Source organism: Rhizomicrobium electricum (genome assembly GCF_011762045.1).
GTDB lineage: Bacteria > Pseudomonadota > Alphaproteobacteria > Micropepsales > Micropepsaceae > Rhizomicrobium > Rhizomicrobium electricum.
Map to the genome: position 1 here is coordinate 28,333 of NZ_JAASQS010000003.1, position 21,851 is coordinate 50,183.

16 protein-coding genes are annotated in these 21,851 nt (G+C 61.0%); 5 read left to right on the forward strand and 11 right to left on the reverse strand.

All coding sequences use genetic code 11. The features are described 5' to 3' along the window. Nucleotides 1-25: 25 nt before the first annotated feature. Nucleotides 26-4,471: an autotransporter-associated beta strand repeat-containing protein gene (locus FHS84_RS06065; RefSeq protein ID WP_166931934.1), complete on the reverse strand. Its 4,446-nt coding sequence runs from the start codon at nucleotides 4,469-4,471 to the stop codon at nucleotides 26-28. Between the two features lie 353 nt (nucleotides 4,472-4,824). Between FHS84_RS06065 and FHS84_RS06070 the strand changes: the two genes are divergently transcribed. Further along, nucleotides 4,825-5,019, forward strand: coding sequence for a twin-arginine translocase TatA/TatE family subunit (locus FHS84_RS06070; protein WP_166931937.1), 195 nt, complete (start codon nucleotides 4,825-4,827; stop codon nucleotides 5,017-5,019). Between the two features lie 18 nt (nucleotides 5,020-5,037). Here the strand turns inward: FHS84_RS06070 and FHS84_RS06075 are convergent, their stop codons facing one another. From FHS84_RS06075 to FHS84_RS06085, 3 genes are read right to left on the reverse strand one after another with little or no spacing between them, the layout of a single operon-like run. Continuing rightward, nucleotides 5,038-6,690 carry a GH35 family beta-galactosidase gene (locus FHS84_RS06075; RefSeq protein WP_166931938.1) on the reverse strand — a complete coding sequence of 551 codons (1,653 nt, stop codon included), beginning with the start codon at nucleotides 6,688-6,690 and terminating at the stop codon, nucleotides 5,038-5,040. Nucleotides 6,691-6,716: 26 nt separating this feature from the next. Further along, nucleotides 6,717-7,970 (reverse strand): efflux RND transporter periplasmic adaptor subunit, encoded by a 1,254-nt coding sequence (locus FHS84_RS06080; RefSeq protein ID WP_166931940.1) that lies wholly within the window; start codon nucleotides 7,968-7,970, stop codon nucleotides 6,717-6,719. Beyond that, on the reverse strand, nucleotides 7,963-11,145 hold the full coding sequence (locus tag FHS84_RS06085; protein WP_166931942.1) for an efflux RND transporter permease subunit: 3,183 nt from the start codon (nucleotides 11,143-11,145) through the stop codon (nucleotides 7,963-7,965). Before FHS84_RS06085 ends, FHS84_RS06080 begins: the two co-directional genes overlap by 8 nt. A gap of 181 nt (nucleotides 11,146-11,326) precedes the next feature. Between FHS84_RS06085 and FHS84_RS06090 the strand changes: the two genes are divergently transcribed. Further along, nucleotides 11,327-11,908 (forward strand): TetR family transcriptional regulator, encoded by a 582-nt coding sequence (locus tag FHS84_RS06090; RefSeq protein ID WP_166931944.1) that lies wholly within the window; start codon nucleotides 11,327-11,329, stop codon nucleotides 11,906-11,908. On the opposite strand, the gene FHS84_RS06095 is transcribed toward FHS84_RS06090, so the two are convergent. Then, the gene (locus FHS84_RS06095; RefSeq protein ID WP_166931946.1) at nucleotides 11,899-13,008 is read right to left on the reverse strand and encodes an S-(hydroxymethyl)glutathione dehydrogenase/class III alcohol dehydrogenase; all 1,110 of its coding nucleotides are present in this window, start codon (nucleotides 13,006-13,008) and stop codon (nucleotides 11,899-11,901) included. The two genes, FHS84_RS06090 and FHS84_RS06095, sit on opposite strands and share 10 nt — an antisense overlap. Nucleotides 13,009-13,553: 545 nt before the next feature. On the opposite strand from FHS84_RS06095, the gene FHS84_RS06100 reads away from it, so the two are divergent. Both FHS84_RS06100 and FHS84_RS06105 read left to right on the forward strand, forming a co-directional pair. Further along, on the forward strand, nucleotides 13,554-14,087 hold the full coding sequence (locus tag FHS84_RS06100; RefSeq protein WP_166931948.1) for an HD domain-containing protein: 534 nt from the start codon (nucleotides 13,554-13,556) through the stop codon (nucleotides 14,085-14,087). Nucleotides 14,088-14,175: 88 nt separating this feature from the next. Further along, a complete protein-coding gene (locus tag FHS84_RS06105) occupies nucleotides 14,176-14,547 on the forward strand; it encodes a hypothetical protein (RefSeq protein ID WP_166931951.1) in 372 nt (123 codons plus the stop codon). Here FHS84_RS06105 and FHS84_RS06110 read toward each other — a convergent pair. Further along, nucleotides 14,544-14,816 (reverse strand): helix-turn-helix domain-containing protein, encoded by a 273-nt coding sequence (locus FHS84_RS06110; protein ID WP_208393730.1) that lies wholly within the window; start codon nucleotides 14,814-14,816, stop codon nucleotides 14,544-14,546. The genes FHS84_RS06105 and FHS84_RS06110 overlap by 4 nt on opposite strands. A 67-nt stretch (nucleotides 14,817-14,883) precedes the next feature. Here FHS84_RS06110 and FHS84_RS06115 point away from each other — a divergent pair, with 67 nt between their 5' ends. Next, nucleotides 14,884-15,897 (forward strand): site-specific integrase, encoded by a 1,014-nt coding sequence (locus FHS84_RS06115; RefSeq protein ID WP_166931953.1) that lies wholly within the window; start codon nucleotides 14,884-14,886, stop codon nucleotides 15,895-15,897. Between the two features lie 179 nt (nucleotides 15,898-16,076). Here FHS84_RS06115 and rfbB read toward each other — a convergent pair whose 3' ends face one another. From rfbB to FHS84_RS06140, 5 genes are all read right to left on the reverse strand, one after another. Then, a complete protein-coding gene (gene rfbB / locus FHS84_RS06120) occupies nucleotides 16,077-17,177 on the reverse strand; it encodes a dTDP-glucose 4,6-dehydratase (protein WP_166931955.1) in 1,101 nt (366 codons plus the stop codon). Nucleotides 17,178-17,641: 464 nt separating this feature from the next. Further along, nucleotides 17,642-18,187 carry a dTDP-4-dehydrorhamnose 3,5-epimerase gene (rfbC, locus tag FHS84_RS06125; RefSeq protein ID WP_166931957.1) on the reverse strand — a complete coding sequence of 182 codons (546 nt, stop codon included), beginning with the start codon at nucleotides 18,185-18,187 and terminating at the stop codon, nucleotides 17,642-17,644. Further along, on the reverse strand, nucleotides 18,184-19,062 hold the full coding sequence (rfbA, locus tag FHS84_RS06130; RefSeq protein WP_166931959.1) for a glucose-1-phosphate thymidylyltransferase RfbA: 879 nt from the start codon (nucleotides 19,060-19,062) through the stop codon (nucleotides 18,184-18,186). Before rfbA ends, rfbC begins: the two co-directional genes overlap by 4 nt. 149 nt (nucleotides 19,063-19,211) lie before the next feature. After that, complete coding sequence (locus tag FHS84_RS06135; RefSeq protein WP_166931961.1) at nucleotides 19,212-20,423, reverse strand: lipopolysaccharide biosynthesis protein; 1,212 nt, start codon at nucleotides 20,421-20,423, stop codon at nucleotides 19,212-19,214. A 130-nt stretch (nucleotides 20,424-20,553) separates the two neighbouring features. Then, the gene (locus FHS84_RS06140; RefSeq protein ID WP_166931963.1) at nucleotides 20,554-21,570 is read right to left on the reverse strand and encodes an O-antigen ligase family protein; all 1,017 of its coding nucleotides are present in this window, start codon (nucleotides 21,568-21,570) and stop codon (nucleotides 20,554-20,556) included. Between the last annotated feature and the right edge of the window lie 281 nt (nucleotides 21,571-21,851).

The window sequence follows — 21,851 nt, forward strand, 5'->3', positions numbered from 1 at the left end:
GCCGCTTTCTTTTAGATCTGCACCCTTACCACGTGTAGCCGATGCCGGCGAAGCCGGTGAAGTTCTGGCTCTTCTCCGTGAACGCGGTATCGAGGTGGGTGGTGATGCGGACGCCATTGTTGAACAGCACGTCGGCCCCGACGGTCGCCAGCAAGCCGTGGCGCTTCGCCTTGGCGCCGTAGACGTCGAACGCCGACGACGGCAGATTCACGAACGTTGCCCCGGTCCGCGCCCCGTCGCTGAGATCGTAGGCATACGCGACGCGATCATTGATATGGACGGTGAAGTCCGGCGTCAGGATCCAGCGCGGCGTCACGTCGACGTCGATGAAGTGCCGGATGCCGATTTCCGCGCGGCCCGAATTGTAGGTACGCGACGCGTAATCGAGCGCGAAGGTGTTGGCCCCGCTGGCCGCACTTTCGTTGTAGCCCGGCAGCATGCTGACATGATCCTGCACGGCGATGTACGGCGTGAAATACTTCATCTGCGCGCCGGTCTCGAACCGCCCGCCGAAGGTATAGGCGGTGAGCTTGCCGGTCAGGGTGTCGGTGCTGCCGGAGAGGCCGACCACGCGCGTGGTCTTGATCTGGCTGCCGCCGGCCGCCGCTTCGAAGCTGGTGTAGAAATGGCGGCTCGTCTGCATGTAGCCGTAAATGCCCGCCTGGAAGCTGGTGGCGCTCCCCTTGCCCAAGCCGCCCTCGACACGGAAATCGGAGGTCCCGGCGGAAAGCGCAGCGCCGATCAGCGTATTGGCCCACGGCATCCACTGCGCGCCCGCGGCAACGCCATAGACGTTGGAGCGGAACTTGTGCGCGCCGGTGTCGGCATTACTGGCAACCACGTCGGTGCTGGCATAGCCGCTAACCCAGGTCTCGAGCGGCAGCGTCTGGCCTTTGCCAAGCGGCCGCACCATCGCCGTGCGTTGGGACATGATGTCGAGGAACGGCGTGAACGCCGACTTGGCCGCCAGGGTCGTATCGGCGCCGATCTCGCCCGAAAGCTGCTCGGTGGCGGACGCCAGAGTTCCGGAGGAGAGATTGCCGAGCGCCGCGAACGCAGGCGGCACCGTTGAATTCGCCGCGATCGCCTTGTCGACGCCGCCGGCCACCGCCAACTGATTGCGCGTGGCGGTCGTGCCGAGCGCATTCGACAGATTGGCGAGATCGACTTGGAGAGTGATGCCCGTGATCGTGCTGCCCGTGCTGACAGTGCCGAGCTTCGATGTGAACTTCGTGCCGTTGGCGGCCGTGAACAAATCGATGGTCGAAGTGGAGAAGGTGCCCGTGATGCCGCCGCTCGCCGTCAAAACCGTCAACGGCGTGCCGAGCGCATAGGTGCCATCGGCGCTGTTGATCTTGATCGCGCTCAAGCCCTTGTTGCTGCCATCGACGGCGAGAGTAGCCGTGCCGCTGGTGACCAGCTTGGAGGCCCCGGCGCTCGTCATGTCGACGACATAGGAGCTGCCGCTTGCGAACGTGATATTGCCGGTCGACGTCAGCGTTCCGGCGCCTGCGGCCCCGGCCTGCACCGCGCCACCCGAAGCAACCGTGATCGCGCCGACCTTTCCGGTACCGGTCAGGGTAGCGCCCGAATTGACCGCCACCGCCGAATTCTCGATGGAGCCCGCGCCGGAGACCGTCAGCGTGCCGCCGTTCAGGACGGTCGGACCTGTGTAGCCCGTGCTGGCGCCCGTCAGGATCTGCGTACCGCTCTGGAGCGTAATGCCGCCGGAGCCGGTAATGACGCCGGCAAACGTGGTGCTGGCGGACGACAAGATCAGGTTCTGGGTTCCGAGGTTCACCGCGCCCGTGTTCTCGCCGGACAACGACGTAAGGGTCGTTCCCGCCGTGAGCCCCGTCAGATCGAGCGTGCCGTTGATGGCGACGCTGTCGGAGTGGGTCAGGTTTGCCGTGTCGGTGAGCACCAGCGTGGCATTCTTCGCGATCCTGGTGACGCCTTCATAGGTGTTGGCCGACGTCAGGATCACGGTGCCCGTCAGGATCGATACGTTGCCCGATCCGGAAATCGCGGTGTTGATCGTCGTCGTGGTGCCGGCGGCCGGCGAGAAAGCCAGCGTGCCGTTGTCGACAATGCCCGTCGTGCCGGCGATCGAGCCGGTGGTGGTGCCGTCGCCGATCTGCAGCGTACCGGCCGAAATGGTAGTCGTTCCGGAGTAGGTATTGGTCCCGGTCAGGATCGTGGTGCCGATGCCCGCCTGCACGACACTGCCGCTGCCGGAAATGGTGTTGGCGAACGTGCTGCTGTCGAGGCGGTAGAAGCGCAGCGTTCCGTTATCGACGACGTTGCCGATGACCGAACCCTTCGTATTGCCGTTGCCGATCTGCAGCGTGGCGCCCGAACTGATCGTCGTGCCGCCGGTGTAGGTATTGTCGCCGGAGAGAACCTGGATGCCCGACCCGCTCACCGTCAAGCTGGCGCCGCCCGAGACGTTGCCCGCGATTTTGTCCGAGATCACGCCGGCAAACACCGTCGAAGTACCCGACGCAGTGTTCAGCACCAACCCATGGGCGCCCACCGCGACCGATCCGGTCCCCGCCAACGAGGTGAAGGTGAGCGTCGTACCCGAAGCATTGGTGGCGTCGAACGTGCCGTTGATATTGAGCTTGCTGGTCGCGGCCAGGCTTCCGGTCAGAACCAGCGTGCCGCTCGTAACCGTGGTGGTGCCGGTGTAGGTCGAAGCCCCGGACAGCGTTTCGCTTCCGCTGGTGATCCACAATCCGCCGGTACCCGTCATTACGCCCGCATACGTGTCGCTCGCGGCCGACAGCACCAGCGTGTTGGCGCCGAGCGAAACCGTGCCGGACCCGGCCAGCGACTTGATCGTGGCATTGCCGGTCGACGTCACGCCAGCCGACAGATCGAGATTGCCGCCGTTCAGCGCCACCGCCGATTTGAGGCTGGAACCGGCGATCAGCACCAGTTTGCCCCCGGTGACCGTCGTGGCGCCGGTATAGGTGTTGGTGCCAGAGAGCGTCTGGGCGCCGCCCGAAATCGTCAGCGTACCGGAGCCGGTGATCGTGCCGGAGAATTCGCCGGCACCCGCGGTGATCGCCAGAGACTTCTCGCCGAGACGGACCGTACCGGATCCCGACAGCGACTGGATGGCCGCATCGGTGGACTCGGTGAGGTCGAAGATCGAATCCACTTCGACGCCGCTCGACTGGGCAATGCCGCCCGCGCCCGTCAGCTTGAGCGTGCCGGCGGTGATCGTGGTCGCGCCGGTATAGGTCTGCGCCGTCGTGATGGTGGCGATACCCGAACCGTTCTTGTTCACGACGCCAGCGCCGGACACCACGCCGTTCATCGTCACGGCATAGTTGCTGTAGTATTCCAGCGTGCCCGCGTTGTCGACGTTGTAGCCGAGCGTAATGTCCGACGAGTAGCCGCCCAACTGCAGCGTGCCGCCGGTAACGGTGATACCCTGGCCGAAAACATTGCTGCCGCCGCCGAGGTACTGGGTGCCGCTGGTGAGAATGAGTTTTTGGGTGGTCGTGATGATGCCGGTGAACGCACCCGATGCGGCGGTAAGAGTCAGATTGTTGGCACCAAGCGCGACGGTGCCGCTGCCCGACAGCGACTTCAGGCTGACGCCGCCGGCCGTGGTGACGCCGGTAGCGTCCAGCGTGCCGTAAATCACGACGGCGCTGGCTTGGGCGATCGAACCGTCACCCTTCAAATGCATCGTGTCGCTCGAAACCGTCACCGCACCGGTCAAGGTGTTGACGCCGGTGAGCGTGATCTCGCCGCTGGTGAGGGCCAGACCGCCCGTCCCCGAAATGACGCCGCCATAGGTCGTGTTGGTGGCGTACGGAGTCGTCGTGTCGTTGGAATTGTAGTCGTTGAGCGACAGGCTGTTCGACCCCAGCACGATATTGCCGCCGCCCGCGAGGGAGACGAGCGTGATCGAGTTCACCGCGCCGTGAACGTCGAAGGTGCCGCCGGTGTTGATGGTGAGCCGCTGCGACGTCGCGATCGTGCCGGACGTGCCGTTGGTATCCGAACTCGTGTCGGAATCCAGCAGCGCCAGCGTGACGCCCGAACCGATCGTGGTGGTGCCGGTGAAATCGTTGCCGGAATTCGTCAGCGTGATCGTGCCGCCGGTGCCGGTGGAGTTGGTGAAGGTGATGTTGCCTTTGCCGGTGAGCTTGCCGCTCAACGTCGAGGTATTGCCGTAGGCGTCGATCGTGCTGCTGGTCGAATCCTTGAACGTGAAATCGCGCGAATACGTCGCCGCGGTCCCGTCGAGCTGGAGCGTACCGCCCGCCAGCGTCGTGTTGCCGGAAATGGTCGAGATCTTCACCGTCTGGCCGGTATCGACGTCGGCCCACGCCGAGGCCGACAACAGCGTCGCCGCCGCCAGCGCCAGCGCAGCGTGGGAGGCCGATCCGCGCAAACCGTTAAGCCACGAACGCTCGCGCGAAGCCGCACCCGTATTGAACCCCAGACCCACGAAGCCCTCCATGGAAAGTCATTGAGCAAGCCGCAAATTTTCCGGCGAACGCGGCCCGGCATTCATAGTGCCTATAGGGACGGCTCGCTCGCAGATATGTATAGATGTGTAACTCGGTCGTTTTGTCGCGACCAGTCGGGACAGAATTGATAATGTGTCGCAGAAATACCATTAGCACATTGTCATAACAAGGAAATCACCCGGCAGGACTATGCGGCAGAACGGTCGCACGATGCGCATTAAGGGTGTGTCACGTACCGGCGCAAAGGTATAGGGACCTCCTCTGCAGACGGCTCGCGCACGGGCGCCGGAAATCGCCAGAATCGGGTGACCGGCCTCCACCGGTGAGGATCATGGGCACGCTCAGCTTTTGGCATATTCTGGTGGTCGCGGCCGTTGTCGTGGTGGTTTTCGCCCACCGCCGGCTTCCGGCGGCCATGGGGGCGCTCGGCGCACTGATCGGGCACTGGCGCCGGTCGGCCAAAGGCCCCCGCCCACGGCGGGACGACGGGGTCATAGAAGGCACGTTCACGCGGCGGGACGAGTAATCCCCCGCCTCCCTGCGATCAGCGGTAGGTGTAGAGGCGGACGCGGTGGACCGTAAACTTCGCGGTGGGCACGAACAGATGCCGCCCCTGGTTGGTCTCGTCGCCATTCAGACAGCGCCCCGGCACCCAGACGCCCTTGGTGTAGCGCCCCTCCCACACGGACTCGATACCCGCCTGGGCGCCGTCCGTGGTGCCGAAATAGACGTACATGCCCGTACCCGCGACCAGGAATTCATCCGGGCCGGTCTGCAGCACGAAGCCGCCATGGGAGCCCGGCAACTCGGTCTCCTCCTTCTGGCCGATGGAGATCGGCGGCGGCGCCTTGAAGTGCACATCGAGCGTGTAGCGGCCCAGCACGAGCTTCTGCGGCGACAGGTCGGTCTTGCCGTCGAAGGCGGTGGGCGGGCGGATGCCGACCAGCTTGCCGCTGCCCTGGGCGGCGAGAATCTGCGGGGCTAGCTGGGCGACGACGTCGTTGGCATCCCCCAGAACCTTCTGCTCCTCGGGCGACAGGTACTCGGGGGCATAGGGCGAGACCCCGATCGCGTTCAGCCGGGCATAGGCCCAGAACGCGTTGGCGGCCATCTCCGCCGCGCCGACCCGGCCGGTCTCGGGAATGAAATAGCCGCGGCCGGGCGTCTCGTACTTCAGCGCCCATTCGACGAAATTCGGGAAATAGAGATCCGGCACCAGCATGTCGATCGCCGGCGCGGCGGCACGCCAGACATCGAAAACCTGCGGCAGCGGCCCGCCGCTGGGGTACTGGCCGGGCTGCCGGCCGGGACGGATCAGGGCCGCATTGACGAACGCCGGCAAGGGATAGACCGCCTTGCCCGCCGCCGCGACTTTGCCGGTGTAGAGCCCCTCGAACCAGGCATTGAAAATCTCGTCGGTGGCGGGACCGGCGCCGAAGGTCGCCTCCCAGCTTGCGCCGGTCTTGAAGCCGCCAGCGGCCCAGGCCTCGCGCAACGCCGGCACCAGCGTGTCTTTGTGCGCGGCGAGATAATCGGTGAGCGCGGCCGGGACCGGCGCCTTGAACGCGGCGTCGGCGGCCGCGGAATGATCGCGCGCTTCCGGGATCATGCCGACTTCGTTCTCGGGCTGCACCATGATGACGGTGCGGAGGGTGTCGGTGTCGCGGATATGCTTCATCAACGCGACATAGGCGCGGATATCCGCCTTGAGGTTTTCGCCCGCGTGCGCCGACAGAATTTCGAGCCCTTTGCCGTCCGACGTCTGAGCGCGCGGGAAGCGGGACTGATCGCGCTTGACCCACGCCGGAGCGTAGCTCGACATCGAGTTCTTCCAGCTTCCGAACCACAGAAGCACGACACGCATGTCGTGCTTGCGCGCGTTGGCAAGAACGGTATCGACGCTGGAAAAATCGAACCGCCCTTCTGTCGGCTCGATCCGTTCCCAATAGGCGGGGACGAGCACGGCGTTGAGGTTCATCGCCTTCAGCCTGGGCCAGACCGGCGCCATGAAGGCGGGGCTCGACGCGCTCGAATTATCGAGTTCGCCGCCGCGTACCAGGAACGGCTTGCCGTCGACGAACAGCTGCGTCGCGCCGTGCACGCTGCGCAATTGCGAAACCGGCGGCGCCGCGACGGCTTGAAGGGCGACGGCCGCACAACAGAGCGCTGCCGCCAGCAGGCTTTCCACGATTCTCATCGGGAAAGCCTACCATAATTGCCGCTTCAGCTTCGCCGGGGCCGCTGGCGCGGAGAGGTCGCGGCAATCCGGACCACGTCGCCGCGATCGAGCGAATCCGGCGGACTATCGATGATGCGGTCGTGCGGACCGATCCCGGAAGCCAGATCGACCGTGGTGCCGTTGTCGCGCGCGATCCGGACCGGACGGATCGCCACCTTGTTGTCCGGCCCCACCACCGCCACCGCCATGCCGCCATCGCGGAAGACGAGCGCACTGGAGGGTATCTGCACCCCACCGCCGGCCCGCATTGCGAACGACACCTCGGCATAAGCGCCGGGCTTCAACAGGCGCTCCTTGTTGTCGGCGAGAAGCTGAACCAGCACGCTGCCGCTCGCCGGATCGACCGCGCCGGAACTTGCCTGCACCGTGGCAGAGAATGTGCGGCCGGGATATTCCGGCACGCTGAAGCTTGCGGTGACGCCCGGCGCGATTTCGGCGGAGACGTTCTGCGGCACGCGGACATAGATGCGGAGCTGGTTCTGATCCGACACCGTGAACAGCGGCGTCGACGACGCATTCCCTGCGGCGACGAAACTGCCGATGTCGACCGAACGGCTGGTCACCACGCCATCGAACGGCGCCACGATCCTGGTGTAGCCGAGGTTGATCGAGGCCGCCTGCACCGCCGCGCGGTCGGATTCGACCAGACCGGCATCGGCCTCGGCGGCGGCCTGTTGTGTCTGCAACTGCTGACTGGAGATCGCGTTCTGCCGCGCCAGCGACTGATAGCGCGCGAGATCCTGCCGCGCGTTGGTCAGATTGGCGGTATCGCGCGCCAGGGCGCCGCGGGCCTGATCGAGCGCGGCCTGATACGGTCGCGGATCGATCTGCGCCAGCAGCGTGCCCGCTTTCACCGGCGTGCCGATGTCGACAAACCATTTCTGCACCGCACCGGAGACCTGGGCATAGATCGGCGCATTGTTGTAGGCCTGCACGCCACCGGGCAGCACCAGCGTGCGCGCGCCATGCATCGCGGCGGGCGACACGATGCGGACCACCGGCACCGCCTGATCGCGCGTCCAATCCTCGACTTCGTTGGCGGCCATGATGCGGCCGGCGACGCCGATCGCGACCACCACCAGCGCCACCGCTGCGGCGCCGATGCCGACGGCCTTCAACCGGCGCGGCGGCTTGTACTGCAGCACATCCGGATCAGCCGGCGGCGCCACGGCGTGCTGGGGCGGCGGCAATTCCATCTCGGTCGCGCCGTCGAACGAAAAATCCTGTCTGTCAGGCATACGCTTCTCCCGTCGAAGACCGTGGCACCGCACGAGCTGCCGGCGAACGGCGGCCATGAACGATGCTGAACACCACCGGCACGAAAATCAGGGTGGCCGAAGTCGCGAAGATCAATCCGCCGATCACCGCCCGCCCGAGCGGTGCATTCTGTTCGCCGCCCTCGCCCAATCCGAGCGCCATCGGCGCCATGCCGATGATCATGGCGAGCGCCGTCATCAGCACGGGACGGAAGCGCGTGAGCCCCGCTTCCATCGCCGCAAGCGCCGCATTGCCGGTGACCGCCAGCCGCTCGCGCGCAAAGCTGACGACCAGGATCGAGTTCGCCGTGCCGACGCCCATGCACATGATCGCGCCGGTGAGCGCTGGAACCGACAAGGTGGTGCCGGTGACGAACAGCATCCACACGATGCCTGCCAACGCGGCCGGCAATGCGGTGATGATGACGAAGGGATCGAGCCACGACTGGAAGTTCACCACGATCAAGAGATAGATCAGCACCAGCGCGGCCAGAATGCCGAAGTAGAGATTGGTGAAGGCCGTATCCATGGTGGCCGCCTGCCCGCGCAGCGTGACGGTGGCACCCTTGGGCACATCGGCTTTGGTTTCGGCGATCAGTTTCCTCACGTCGGCCGCGATGCCGCCAAGGTCGCGATCCTGGGCGGCGGCATAAAGATCGACCACCGGCCGCACATTGTAATGCGAGACCACGGCGCTCGAAGTTTCGCGGCTGATGCGCGCCAGACCGCCGAGCACCTGCAATCCGCCGTTGGCGCCGGTGATCGGCACATTCGACAGCGCCGACAAGGACGCCACTTCGTATTCCGGCATCTGGGCCACGATGGGATACGACACGCCGCTCTTGGGATCGAGCCAGAAGGTCGGTGCGACCTGCGAAGACCCGGCAAGCGAGGTGGTCAGGCTGTTGGTGACGTCGCGTTCGGTGAGGCCGAGACCGGCGATACGCGAGCGGTCGACATCGACGCGCAGCTGCGGATTATCCTCGGACTGCTGGATGCGGGCATCGGCGACGCCGCGCACCGCCCGCAGCTTGCGCAGGAACATCGCCGCGTATTTCTGATTGGCCTCCAGCTTGGGACCGGCGATCTGCACGTCGATCGGCGCCGGCGAACCGAAATTCAGGATCTGGCTGACGATATCGGCCGGCAGGAACGAGAACGTCACGCCGGGAAACGCCGCCGGCAAACGCTCGCGCAAACGGCGCACGTAATCGGCGGTGGCATGATGGTTCTCGTTGAGGCTGATGTAGATGTCGCCGTCCTGATAGCCGATCAAACCGGAATTGTTGTAGATGGTGTTGATCGAGCTGGTCGGCAGGCCGAGATTGTCGACAATGGACGACACCTCCTTCGGCGGGATGGTGGCGCGGATCACCTTCTCAATGTTGCCGAAGATCGCCGCCGACTGCTCCAGCCGCGTGCCGACGGGGGGGCGCGCATGAATGGTGATCTGGCCGGAATCGACGGAGGGGAAGAAGTTCGAGCCGAGGAACGGCACCAGCGCAAATGACAGCACCACCACAACCATGAATCCGGCGACGAATACCGCACGATGGGCCATCGCCATGGCGAGCAGATTGCGATAGCCCTCGCGCGTCTGTTCGAACCGGCGGGTGAAACCCTGCTGGAAACGGACAAGCGGACCGGGCGCTTTCGACCGCGCGATGTGCGCCTCGGCGGCGTGCGGCCGCAACAGATACATCGCCATGGTCGGCACCAGCGTGCGCGACAGGATGAAAGATGCGATCATCGCGAAGATCACCGCCTCGGCCATCGGCACGAACAGATAGCCGGCGACGCCGGTAAGCGCGAACATCGGCACGAACACGATGCAGATGCAGAGCAGCGAGACGAAGGCCGGCGTCACGATCTGCTGGGCGCCGTCGAGGATCGCCTGCAGCACCGGCTTGCCCTGCTCGAGATGCCAGTTGACGTTCTCGATGGTGACTGTGGCGTCGTCGACCAGAATGCCGATGGCGAGCGCCAAGCCGCCGAGGGTCATAATGTTGAGCGTCTGCCCCATCGCCGACAGCGCCGCCAGCGCCGCCAGGATCGCCAGCGGGATCGAAGTCGCGATGATCACGGTGGAACGCCAGCTGCCGAGGAACAACAGGATCATCAGGCTGGTCAGCGCCGCCGCGATAATGCCTTCGCGCACCACGCCCGAAACCGCGGCGGTCACGAACAGCGACTGATCGTTCAGCGGCGTGAGCTTGAACGACGGCGGCATGGTATCGAGGATTTTCGGCAGCACATCCTTGACGCCCTGCACCACATCGAGGGTCGACGCCGCACCGGTTTTGAGGATGGTCGTCAGCACCGCGCGCTCGCCGTTGACATGCACCAGACTCTGCTGCGGCGGCGCGCCGTCGCGCACGTGACCGACATCGCGCAAGTACACGACGGCGCCGTTCACCGTCTTGACCGGCAGATTGTTGAGATCCTGGATGGTCTGGGCGGCGTTGTTGAGCTTCACCGTGTATTGCAGCGCGCCGATCTTGACGGTGCCCGACGGCGTGATCTGGTTCTGCGCCGCAATGGCGTTGCCGACGTCCTGCGCCGACAACCCCTTGGCCTGCAGCGCCTGGGGATCGAGATCGACCTGCACCTGCCGCACGCGGCCGCCGTAGGAAAACGGAATCGCGGCGCCGGGAACGGTGGAAAGAACCGGCCGCGCGAAGTTCTGCGTCAGGTCCAGCACCTGCTGCTCGGGCAAGCCCGAACTCGCAAGCTGCAGGATCGGCACGGTCGAGGCGTTGTAGTTGAGGATCAGCGGTGGCGTCGCGCCGGGCGGCAGGAATTTCAAAATGGTCTGCGAGATCGAAGTCACCTGCGCCGTCGCGGTGCGGATGTCGACGTTGGGCTGGAAGTAGATCTTGACGATCCCCATGCCCGGCAGCGACGTGCTTTCGATGTGCTCGATGTCGTTGACGGTGGTGGTGAGTACGCGCTCGTACGGCGTGATGATGCGGCCGCTCATCTCGTCGGGCGACAGACCGGTGTACTGGAACGCGACGCCGATCACCGGCACGCCGATGTTGGGGAAGATGTCGGTCGGCGTGCGGATCGCCGCCAGCGGCCCGACGATCAGGATCAGCAGCGCCATAACAATAAAGGTGTACGGGCGCTCCAGCGCCACGCGGACGAGCGCGTTCATGGCTGCCCCCTCCCATTGCCGCAAGGAACGGATCCAAATGACCCAACGTCAGCAGAAAAAAGTGTCTGGTGCATGATGTAACTGACCGGTACGTCCGAGAATGTGATATACGGAATACTTCTTATTCGACAAGTGACAATTCGCTTGTTCCGCTAACAAAAGAAGTGAACGGGAGAAACGTGTGAGCAAATCCGAAGGCGCCAAGCCCGCAGCGGAGCGGATCCGCGAAACGGCGCGGTTACTCTTCTATCAAGAAGGTATCCGGGCGGTCGGCGTCGACGAGATCGTCAGCCGCGCCGGCGTCACCAAGCCGAGCCTCTATCGCAGCTTTTCGTCCAAGGACGAACTGGCGGCCGATTATCTGCGCCATCACGGCGGCGAACGGCTCAAGGCGTTCGAAGACGCGCTGGCGAGCGGCCCCGATCCACGCGAAAATTTCCGTAAATGGCTTGTGAGTTTATCGGAACGCGCGACCAAGCCGGACTATCGCGGCTGCGGCAATTCCAATGCGGTGGTGGAATATCCCCACCCCGAAAATCCCGCGCGCAAGGTTGCGACGGAGAACAAGCGGCGCTTCCGCGCCCGCCTGCACCAGCTCGCACGGGACCTTCACGCTAAGGACCCCGAACTGCTCGGCGACATGCTGCTGCTGGTGATCGAAGGCACCTATGCCAGCGGCCAGTTGTTCGGCCCCGGCGGTCCGGCGCATCACGTCGTGGCCGCGGCCGATGCGATCATCGATGCGCACATCGCTCAGAAGTGAATGACGGTACGGATCGACTTGCCTTCGTGCATCAGATCGAAGGCCTCGTTAATGCGCTCGAGCGGCAGCGTATGGGTGATGAAGGGATCGAGCGCGATCTCGCCCCGCATGGCCTCTTCCACCATGCCCGGAAGTTGCGAACGCCCTTTGACGCCGCCGAACGCACTGCCGCGCCAGACGCGCCCCGTGACAAGCTGGAACGGCCGGGTGGAGATTTCCTGGCCCGCGCCGGCGACGCCGATGATGACGCTTTCGCCCCAGCCCTTATGACAGCATTCCAGCGCCGCCCGCATCACCTTCACGTTGCCGATGCACTCGAAACTGAAATCGACGCCGCCATTGGTCAGTTCAACAATGACATCCTGGATCGGCTTGTCGTGGTCCGCGGGATTGACGCAATCGGTGGCGCCCATCTGCCGCGCCAGATCGAACTTTGCCGAATTGAGATCGATGCCGATGATACGGCCCGCTTTGGCCTGGCGCGCACCCTGGATCACGGCGAGACCGATACCGCCGAGCCCGAACACCGCCACCGTATTGCCCGGCTGAACCTTGGCCGTGTTGTGCACGGCGCCGATGCCCGTCGTCACGCCGCAACCGAGCAGACACACTTTTTCCAATGGCGCTTGCGGGTTGATCTTGGCGAGCGAGATTTCGGCCACCACGGTGTATTCGCTGAAGGTCGATGTGCCCATGTAGTGATAGACCGGCTCACCCCGATACGAGAACCGCGTGGTGCCGTCGGGCATCAACCCTTTGCCCTGGGTGGCGCGGATCTTCTGGCAGAGATTGGTCTTGCCCGACCGGCAGAATTCGCATTCGCCGCATTCCGGCGTGTAAAGCGGAATGACGTGATCGCCCGGCACGACGCTGGTGACGCCCTCGCCTACCGCCACCACCACGCCGCCGCCTTCATGCCCGAGCACGGCGGGAAACACGCCTTCGGGATCGGCGCCGCTTAAGGTGAAGGCATCCGTGTGGCAGACACCAGTGTGACTGATCTTCACCAGCACTTCACCGGCGCGCGGCTCCGCGACGTCAATCTCGACGATCTCCAGCGGCTTGCCCGCGGCAAAAGCGACAGCGGCGCGCGATTTCATGCGGCTCTCCAGACCGGATTCGTTCGCACTGTCCACAATCGCTCCGAGCGCGTCAATCGGGTCCGCAGGGTCCGCCAACCGCGACAGCAAGCGAAGCCGGCTGCGGGCTTCGAACACAACTTTCGTCGGCGTTGATAATCGTAGGTTATAAGAATGCGCGAGATGGCGGGATAAAGCAGATTTTCCGGGGATTTTCGGGCTTACTGACGTCACTATTCGCGATACGCCGGGATGCATTTCGCCTTACTGACAAGCTGCGTTTCGGGCACTGACAACTGACAGCAACTCGGGAACGTGTCAGTAAAGTCCGCCGTCGGAATTTTACGACGTAACGCACCCGAAATTTCCGACGTGTTTCGAGGAGAAGACAACTGCGAGGTTGTTTCCGTCCGTTTACCGGTCGGCTGTGGACGAGTAACGAACGGAGTGATACGAACGCGTGACTTGGTGCCCGCAACGCCTGCGGCCGCACCTCTTCCAAGCACCGAAACCGATCGACACCTGCCATTCGCGGCGGGCCGATCCGGTTTGACCAAGGAATATTCATGCTGACAGTCACCGACCTCGCCCGCGCCTATCACTTCGCCGCCGTCAAGCACATCGATCAGCGCCGCAAGGGGGCTGCGTCCGAGCCTTACATCAACCACCTGACCGAAGTGACGGCCCTGGTGGCCGAGGCCTGCGGCGGGAGCGACATCGAACTGATCGCCGCCGCGGCGCTGCACGACACGGTTGAAGATACCCAGACGACATTCGACGAATTGGCGGCGGCCTTCAGCCAGCGCGTGGCCGATCTGGTGGCGGAAGTCACCGACGACAAAACGCTGCCGAAGCTCGAGCGCAAGCGGCTGCAGATTGAGCACGCCGCCCACACCTCACCCGCCGCCAAGCTGATCAAACTGGCCGACAAGACTGCCAACCTGCGCTCGCTGCTGAACAGCCCGCCCACCGGTTGGCCGGCCGAACGCGTGGCGGCATATTTCGATTGGGCTGCGCGCGTGGTCGCCGGCTGCCGCGGCACGAATGCCTGGCTGGAAGCCGAATTCGACAACGTCTTCGCGGAATTCTCTGCGCGGTAGAGATTGCGCTGTGGCGGTCGTGACGCGGCGGCTCTTGTCAGCCGCGTGCCGTTCGCCTTAGCTGGAACGGATATCGAAGGTACGAACCATGGCCGCCCTGCACCGCCTGCCCGAACCCACGTCTTGCGTTCTGTGGCGCGAACCGGAACGGCTGCGCGACCTTCGCATGGAAACCGTGACCGTGTTCGAAGAGGACGAGCATTTCCGGCGCGCCCTTCTCAAATGCCCCGAATGCGGCCAGCTCTATTTTTACGAGATGCATGAAGAGGTCGATTTCGAGAACGGCCAGGATCCCGTCACGCGCCTCTATACTCCGGTGCCGACCGGCGAGCACGCCGCCGCCCTGTCGCTGGCCGCATCCCCCTCGCTGCAGCGCGTCCGCCCCATCCTGCGCGACGTCTGGCCAGCCGATCAGAAGACATCGACGATCGCGTGGTGGCGGGTACAGGCAGGGAACTAAGGCGTCCGCGCTTTAGCACGCTTGCCCGGCTTCACCAGCCGAACCCCCGGCTTGTCATCCGGCGTGCCGATGAATTCCACGCCGGCGGATTCGAGTGTCTTTTGCAGATCGAGCAAAGTGTGTGAACGCCCCGTGGGGACGCCCTCTTGCTGCTCCAGGCGCAAGACCGTCGCGACGCCCGTGCCGGACTTGTCGGCCAGTTGCTGTGCAGACCAACGCAACAAGGCTCGGGCCGCCCGAATTTGCCCACTGGTTATCACGTTTTCCACTTGATAATGATCGAATATCGATCATTATCACCTTCGCTGAATTCGATTCTGAACGAGATTAACACACATGACTGCTGCATCAACCAAACGGCCGCCACGCGGTCGAACGGAGAAGCCTGCCCTTACGGGCGATGAACCCAAGGGCTGGCAATCCGCCCTCACCCGCCTCGAAGGCGCCTATGCCGTCAACACGATCCGCGCCTACGAGTCCGATTTCAAAATCTTCGAGGCGTGGTGCCGTCGCGAGCAGCGCGACGCCCTGCCCGCCACGCCGGCGACCGTCGCCGCCTTTGTGGAAGCCCAAAGCAAAAGCGCGACGCCAGCCACTGTGAGCCGGCGCCGCGCTGCGATCGCCAAAATCCATAAATTGATGAAGCTGGAAAGCCCGGTCCGCGACGAGGAAGTGAACCTCGCGACCCGCAAGGTGTTCCGCCAGAAAGGCCGGCGGCAGAAGCAGGCGCTCGGGCTGACCGCGCCGCTGAAAGCCAAGGTCCTCGCCGTCTGTGCCGATGACCTGCGAGGCCTGCGCGACCGCGCGCTCATTGCGATGGGCTACGACACCCTATGCCGCCGCTCGGAACTGGTGGCACTGCGCGTGGAAGACTTCGCCCCCGAGCCCGACGGCTCCGGCACCATTCTGGTCCGCAAAGCCAAAGCCGACCAATACGGCCGCGGCCGCTTGGCGTATCTGTCGACCGACACGGTGGCCACGCTCGAACGCTGGCTCAACGCGGCAGACGTCACTGCCGGCCCGATCTTCCGACGTATCGACGACGGCGTCCTCATGAACGGCACCATCATACCCAACACCGTCTCCGACATCTTGAAACGCCGTGCCAAGGAAACCGGCTTGGACGCGACGACCGTGAAACGCCTCTCCGGCCACTCCCTCCGTGTCGGCGCTGCCCAGGACATGGCCGCGGCAGGCATCGAACTCGTCGCCATCATGCACGCCGGCGGCTGGCGCTCACCCGAAATGGTGATGCGTTACATCGAGCATATGGATGTGCGGAAGAGCGGGATGGCGAGGATGTATGGGGCGGAGGGGCGTCACCCTCCACTCACCTCTACAGGTGATTAATGCCAGCCATCCGATGCCGGCAATGAAAACACCGCTTTGGCCTGGATCTTGAGCAATAGAGATCCTGCAAGTCTACTTCAAGGAACCGCGTTCATAGGCGTTGCGTATGCCCTTTTACAAAAGAGTAGCTCCGCCGAACTCGATTGCCTGTCCTTTGTGGGCGCAGCCTGTTTAGTCTCCTATGCAAACTCGGAAACGTAATTCAACTTCATCCAGTCCCTGTAGCTTCCGTCCATCACAGAGCGCCACCATTCCTCGTTATTGATATACCATTGTATAGTATCCTCAAGGCCACTGCCGAATGAATGCTTAGGTGTATAGCCCAACTCACAACGGATTTTGGTTTCATCAATTGCATATCGTCGATCATGACCTTTACGGTCAGAAACATGCTTCTTGAGAATCGCGCTCGATTTGCCGTTTGCAGCGGGTGCGTTGGGAAAACGTCTCCTCAACTCGGGCTTGGTAATGAATGCATCGTCAACACAGCGGCAAATGTGATCAATCACAGCCAAGTTCGGCAACTCCTCACCTCCACCAATATTGTAGGTTTCCCCCGGCTTGCCGGCCTCCAGTATCCTCTCAATTCCACAGCAGTGATCGCCGACATGAAGCCAGTCACGTACGTTACCGCCGTCGCCATAGATGGGCAGCGGCCTCCCAAGCAACGCGTTAATTGTAAAAAGTGGGATCAGCTTTTCCGGAAACTGATATGGGCCATAATTGTTTGAACAATTGCTCGTTGTCACCTGCAACCCAAATGTTTTGTGATAAGCGCGAACAAGATGGTCGGACGCAGCTTTCGAGGCGGAATATGGGGAGTTAGGTCTGTATGGTGTAATCTCACTAAATCCTGTTTCCTGCGGGGTAAGGGATCCAAAAACCTCATCGGTCGAGACGTGATGAAAGCGATGCGGCGTGCCAGAGCCAGTATCCAGCCAAACTGCCTTGGCTGCCTTAAGTAACACGTGAGTGCCAATAATGTTCGTATCTACGAACTCATCGGGCCCGTGGATTGAGCGATCAACGTGCGATTCTGCGGCAAAGTGAACTACAACATCGATCTGGCGCTCCAGTAGAAGCTTAGTGAGAAGCCCAAAATCCCGAATATCCCCATGAACCAACGAGACGTCCTTGACGTCAACCAGACTTGCCGCATTCCCTGCATAAGTTAGCGCATCAAGCACGATCACCGCGTCTGCAGGATGATATTTTCGCCAATAGCGGACAAAATTGACACCAACGAATCCAGCACCTCCCGTCACCAAAAGTTTAGCCATTCTCTTTGACCTTCCCAAGCATCTCGCTAAGCGCATCACACTTAAAAAATGTCCCGGACTATCGGGCAGCATTTCGCAGTCGAACGACCCAAAACGCTGGAGCAAGATCATCTGGCTCCAGCAGGGTGCTCACAAATCACCATCAGGAGTATCGCAACGGTTCAAGGCTGAAATCCACAATCCAGAACCTTGTCCGCTATCAGAGCCGCGAAGCCGTACCGTCTCGCCATGGCGGCATTTGTGAAGTGATGCATTCTTGCTGATAGCATTGGAAAGGTGCGACTATAGATTCCTACGCAAGCTTTTCTCTGATCTGCTGCGCCTCTGAGCTAGACTTATAGTCCCTTCAGAATGAGTCTCTCCGCGAGGAAATGCTCAGCGGGTATACCAGTTCGCCACATTAGGTATTCAAACGTGGGGCGTTCGCCTGCTCGAACTTGGTCAAAAGGCGTGTCATCAGCATTTCACCGAAAGATCTCTGCCTCACCGAGTGGTTTTCCCAAACGGTCTTTCAACGACAGCTTCGGTGTAATCCCGTCTAGGGGCCATGCAATGTTGAGAGATGGATCATCCCACAACACAGTTCGCTCATGCTCCGGAGCGTAATAATCCGTGCATTTGTAGAGAAATTCAGTTCCGTCCTTTAGGCAAAGGAACCCATGCGCAAATCCCGCGGGAATCCACAATTGACGCTTGTTTTCCTCACTCAGTTCGACCCCGATCCAATGGCCAAAGTGAGGAGATGAACTCCTGAGATCTACCGCAACATCGAACACTGCACCCGAAACAACTCGGATTAGCTTGGCCTGGGTGCATTCAATTTGGTAGTGAAGCCCACGAAGTACCCCTCTGGCCGATCTGCTATGATTATCTTGAACGAATTCCGCCTCCAGACCTGCGTTCGTGAATTCCCGCGCGTTCCAACTTTCGAAAAAGAAGCCTCGGTCGTCCCCGAATACTGTCGGTTCAATTATCTTTGCTCCCGGTAGCGTCGTTTCAAGAACTTTCACATCGAATTCCTTGTAAGAAGACGGAGTAAGTAGGAACCATAGCCACTCTTAGAGAGTGGCTCAGCTAGTCGCTGCAGCTGTTGATCGGTGATGAAACCCATCCGCCACGCGATTTCTTCCGGACAGCAAATCTTAAAGCCCTGCCTTTCTTCCAAGACTTTTACATACAGCGAAGCATCCACCAGAGATGCATGAGTGCCTGTATCTAGCCAAGCAAAGCCTCGGCTCATGATCTCAACGTTGAGATTTCCCGCTTGAAGATACAGGCGATTAAGATCCGTAATCTCGAGTTCTCCGCGTGCTGACGGCTTCAATTCCTTCGCGTACTCGACAACATTCTCATCGTAAAAGTACAACCCCGTCACTGCATAGTTGGACCTGGGCTGAGCGGGTTTCTCTTCGATCGTCTCAGCGTGGCCTGCTGCATCGAACGACACCACGCCATAGGCTTGCGGATTCGCTACATAGTATCCGAACACGGTTGCACCTTCATTGCGGCCACCAGCTCGCGCCAACATGGGGCCAAGCCCCTGACCGTAGAAGATGTTGTCTCCAAGGATGAGCGCAGAGTGTCGGTTTCTCACGAAACTCTCATCAACGAGGAACGCCTGCGCCAGCCCTCCGGGATGAGGCTGCACGGCATAACGCAAATCGAGCCCCAAATCTGAGCCATCTCCAAGCAACTCTTCGAATGCGTCGTGATCACGCGGCGTTGTGATGATTAGGATCTCTCGGATGCCCGCTAGCATCAGAACCGACAGCGGATAGTAGATCATCGGTTTGTCGTAGATAGGCATCAACTGCTTACTAACTACGCGAGTAACGGGGTACAATCGCGTCCCACTCCCACCCGCAAGAATTATCCCCCTACGCATCTCCGCCCCCTGTAATCAAGCTCCTGCAGCCAAGGTCTCCAACCCGCGTCACCACGAGCGCCTGACGCTGGTTCGAAAAGGTTTCATGTATCCGAGTGCGCGATCTACTACCCCGCTACCGTTGGATCGAAGCCTTGCACACGGCCGGCTCACCCAAAGGACGACTGCAGGGCCGGCCCGCGTCTCCGAAGTTCGGTGAAGATCTTCCGCCCGAACACAACGAGCATAACGATTTGCGAAACGCCCAAAGCAACCGCGATGCCGATCACATGCATATACACGATCACAAAGTAGCCCATTGCGACGGTTGTGATCGTCGAAGCAACGTACGCCTGAAAAATCACCCTGGATTCACCAATCGAACGCATGAAGGCCCGTGCTGGAATGCTGATAAACGTTAGCACGTAGATCACGCACTGCAGCCTGAGCAAAGCGCTATACGCCACCAGTTGCTCTCCATAGAACAAACGAAGCACTACGGGCGCAAAAAGCAAAATCGGGCTCAAGGAAAGGACGGTTATACCAGCACCTGCAACCGTGATTTTGCCCGTATGCCGAACTAGCGCAAGCAATCCATTCATTCTGAAGACCACTGCAGCTTTCACCGGAACTGTATTCTCGAGCGTCGCGTAGAGAACGTTGAGAATCCCCACCATGTTCAAAGTCGCCCGGTAGGCACCAGCAGCCCATGTACCAAGCACAAAGGAGGAAAAAAATATCAAGACATTTGAATTGACCCATTGCAGGAGTGCCGAAGGAACCAACCACTTGCTCATTGCCCAGTTCTCCCCGGCATGTGCGATCAGGGCGTCGAGTGTCACCCGCCGGAACATCCATGAGCTTCCGAACGAGCATCCAATTAGGTATGCAAATGCCATCACATATAAGAGGTTGGAAATGGAAAGCGCACCCACGAGCGTGAGCGCAAATGCCCCGGCGATTTGCCCCCCATATGAAACCAGATCGGCACATATAAGGTGCCGGTAGAGTCCATTCGTAAGATAGACTCTCCTGAAAAAGTCCTGCAGTTCGAAGAAGAAAATGCAAATCGCTGACGGAAAAGCGAGACCTTGCGGCAGCTCACGCCACCCCGCCGCTTCCCCGCAAACGATCAAAATGAATAGGAGACTGGCGCATACCAACCCAAACAGGCACTGCAAATAGAAATAGGTCGAGTGGAACGACCATTGCCCACTGTCCCGCAGAGCTGCACCGTTGGTCATCAACGGAGAAAACACGGCCGCCTGCTGGAGACTGCTGAAGAAAGTGACCAGAGACCAAATAACTACAAACACGCCGTATTGGCTGAGGCCAACAAATCGAACGAGAAGGAGGCCGAGCAAAAAATTCGAACCGCTCACAAGGCCCTGATCAGCGAAAGGAAGCGCTCGCCGCCCAATCGAAGAAGCCTGATTGCGGTAGAAGGAAGTCAGAAGATGGCTTCTGAACAAGTCTCTGCGCATTAGCGGAAAAATCTGGATGGAGCAGCGGTCATCGCACGGTGACACTTCCTTTCTCCGTCGCACCTGGTACCTCGACCACGCTAGATACCTCTGGTCGTCTGCCACGTCGGTTTGTTATGTGGATGGTGCGCCCCCACTGCTTTCGAAGCGCGAACCAAGTCTGAAAACACAAAAACACCGCGAAAGGTGTTGACAGGTTTGCCCCAAAAAGAGACTCCGAGAAGCAGTTGACCGCCAGGAACATCACCGCACTCATATACTGCACTCCAACCATTTCGCGCGAGCGGGTCAGAGCGCGAAACGCGGATGCGAATTCGCTCCCAAGAAATAGAATGAACAGTATCGCTCCAAGTACCCCTCCACTCGCGAACGTCTGCAGATAGGAATTGTGCAGACCAAAGACACTCCCGTAACTCCACGCGAGCGAATACGTCGGAAAACTTATGGCGTACCCGAATCCGAGTACAAGACGAACGCCATGTAAAGCTTCCAGTGCAGCTTGCCAGATGACGGTCCGCCCAGTGAATGTCATCAAAGTGCCAACATCATTTCCTCGAAGAACTATCTCCACTGCCTCTCCGGAATACCACAATGCGGTTCCACCAACGACTATTGAGAATAGCGCAACGATCGCCAAGCCGCTTCCGCGTAACGTCGACCTGATCACGAATGCGCTAAGTGCAAAGAAGAGAGCGATAGCCGCCCCTCTGGCGTACAAGATGGCAAATAGTAGAACGCCCATCGTTAGAATTGACCACTTCGACCAAACCGCGATCATATCACCTCTGGCAAAAATGTGATTGCGATCAACTTGACTGGCATGAAGAAGCCCCAGTCCGAGGATCGAAGCCATTAAGTTTGGATGGGTTAGACTCGAAGTCGGCGAAATCCGCGACGTGAGACTTCCGCCGCTGAACAGTGAAACAGACCCCATCACGCAGGCAACCGCAAAAAATATCAGCAGATGCCGCGCGAGCAGAGCACTTCCAATCACTTTTCCGAGGCGAACATATTGAGCGAGTACTACTTGAAGGCTGACGAGCATCAGTACCGTCGTAAGTAACTTGCTAAGCGAAACGTCTAGGTAGTAGCTCGATGGGAGTAGGAGTGCGCAAACAGCAAGGAAGCCAACGACGTACCTCTGTTGCCAAAGCACAAACCGAAGGCTTGCATACCCACGTGTTTTGGGGAGTAGGTTCACCGCCCCAAGAACTAGAAGTAACGCGAACCCAATTAACTTAACAATCTGAAGCCAGCCGACGTGCATTGCAGAGTCTGGGACAGTCGGCATTGTAACAGTCATTAAACTTAGCACCGCAACCAACT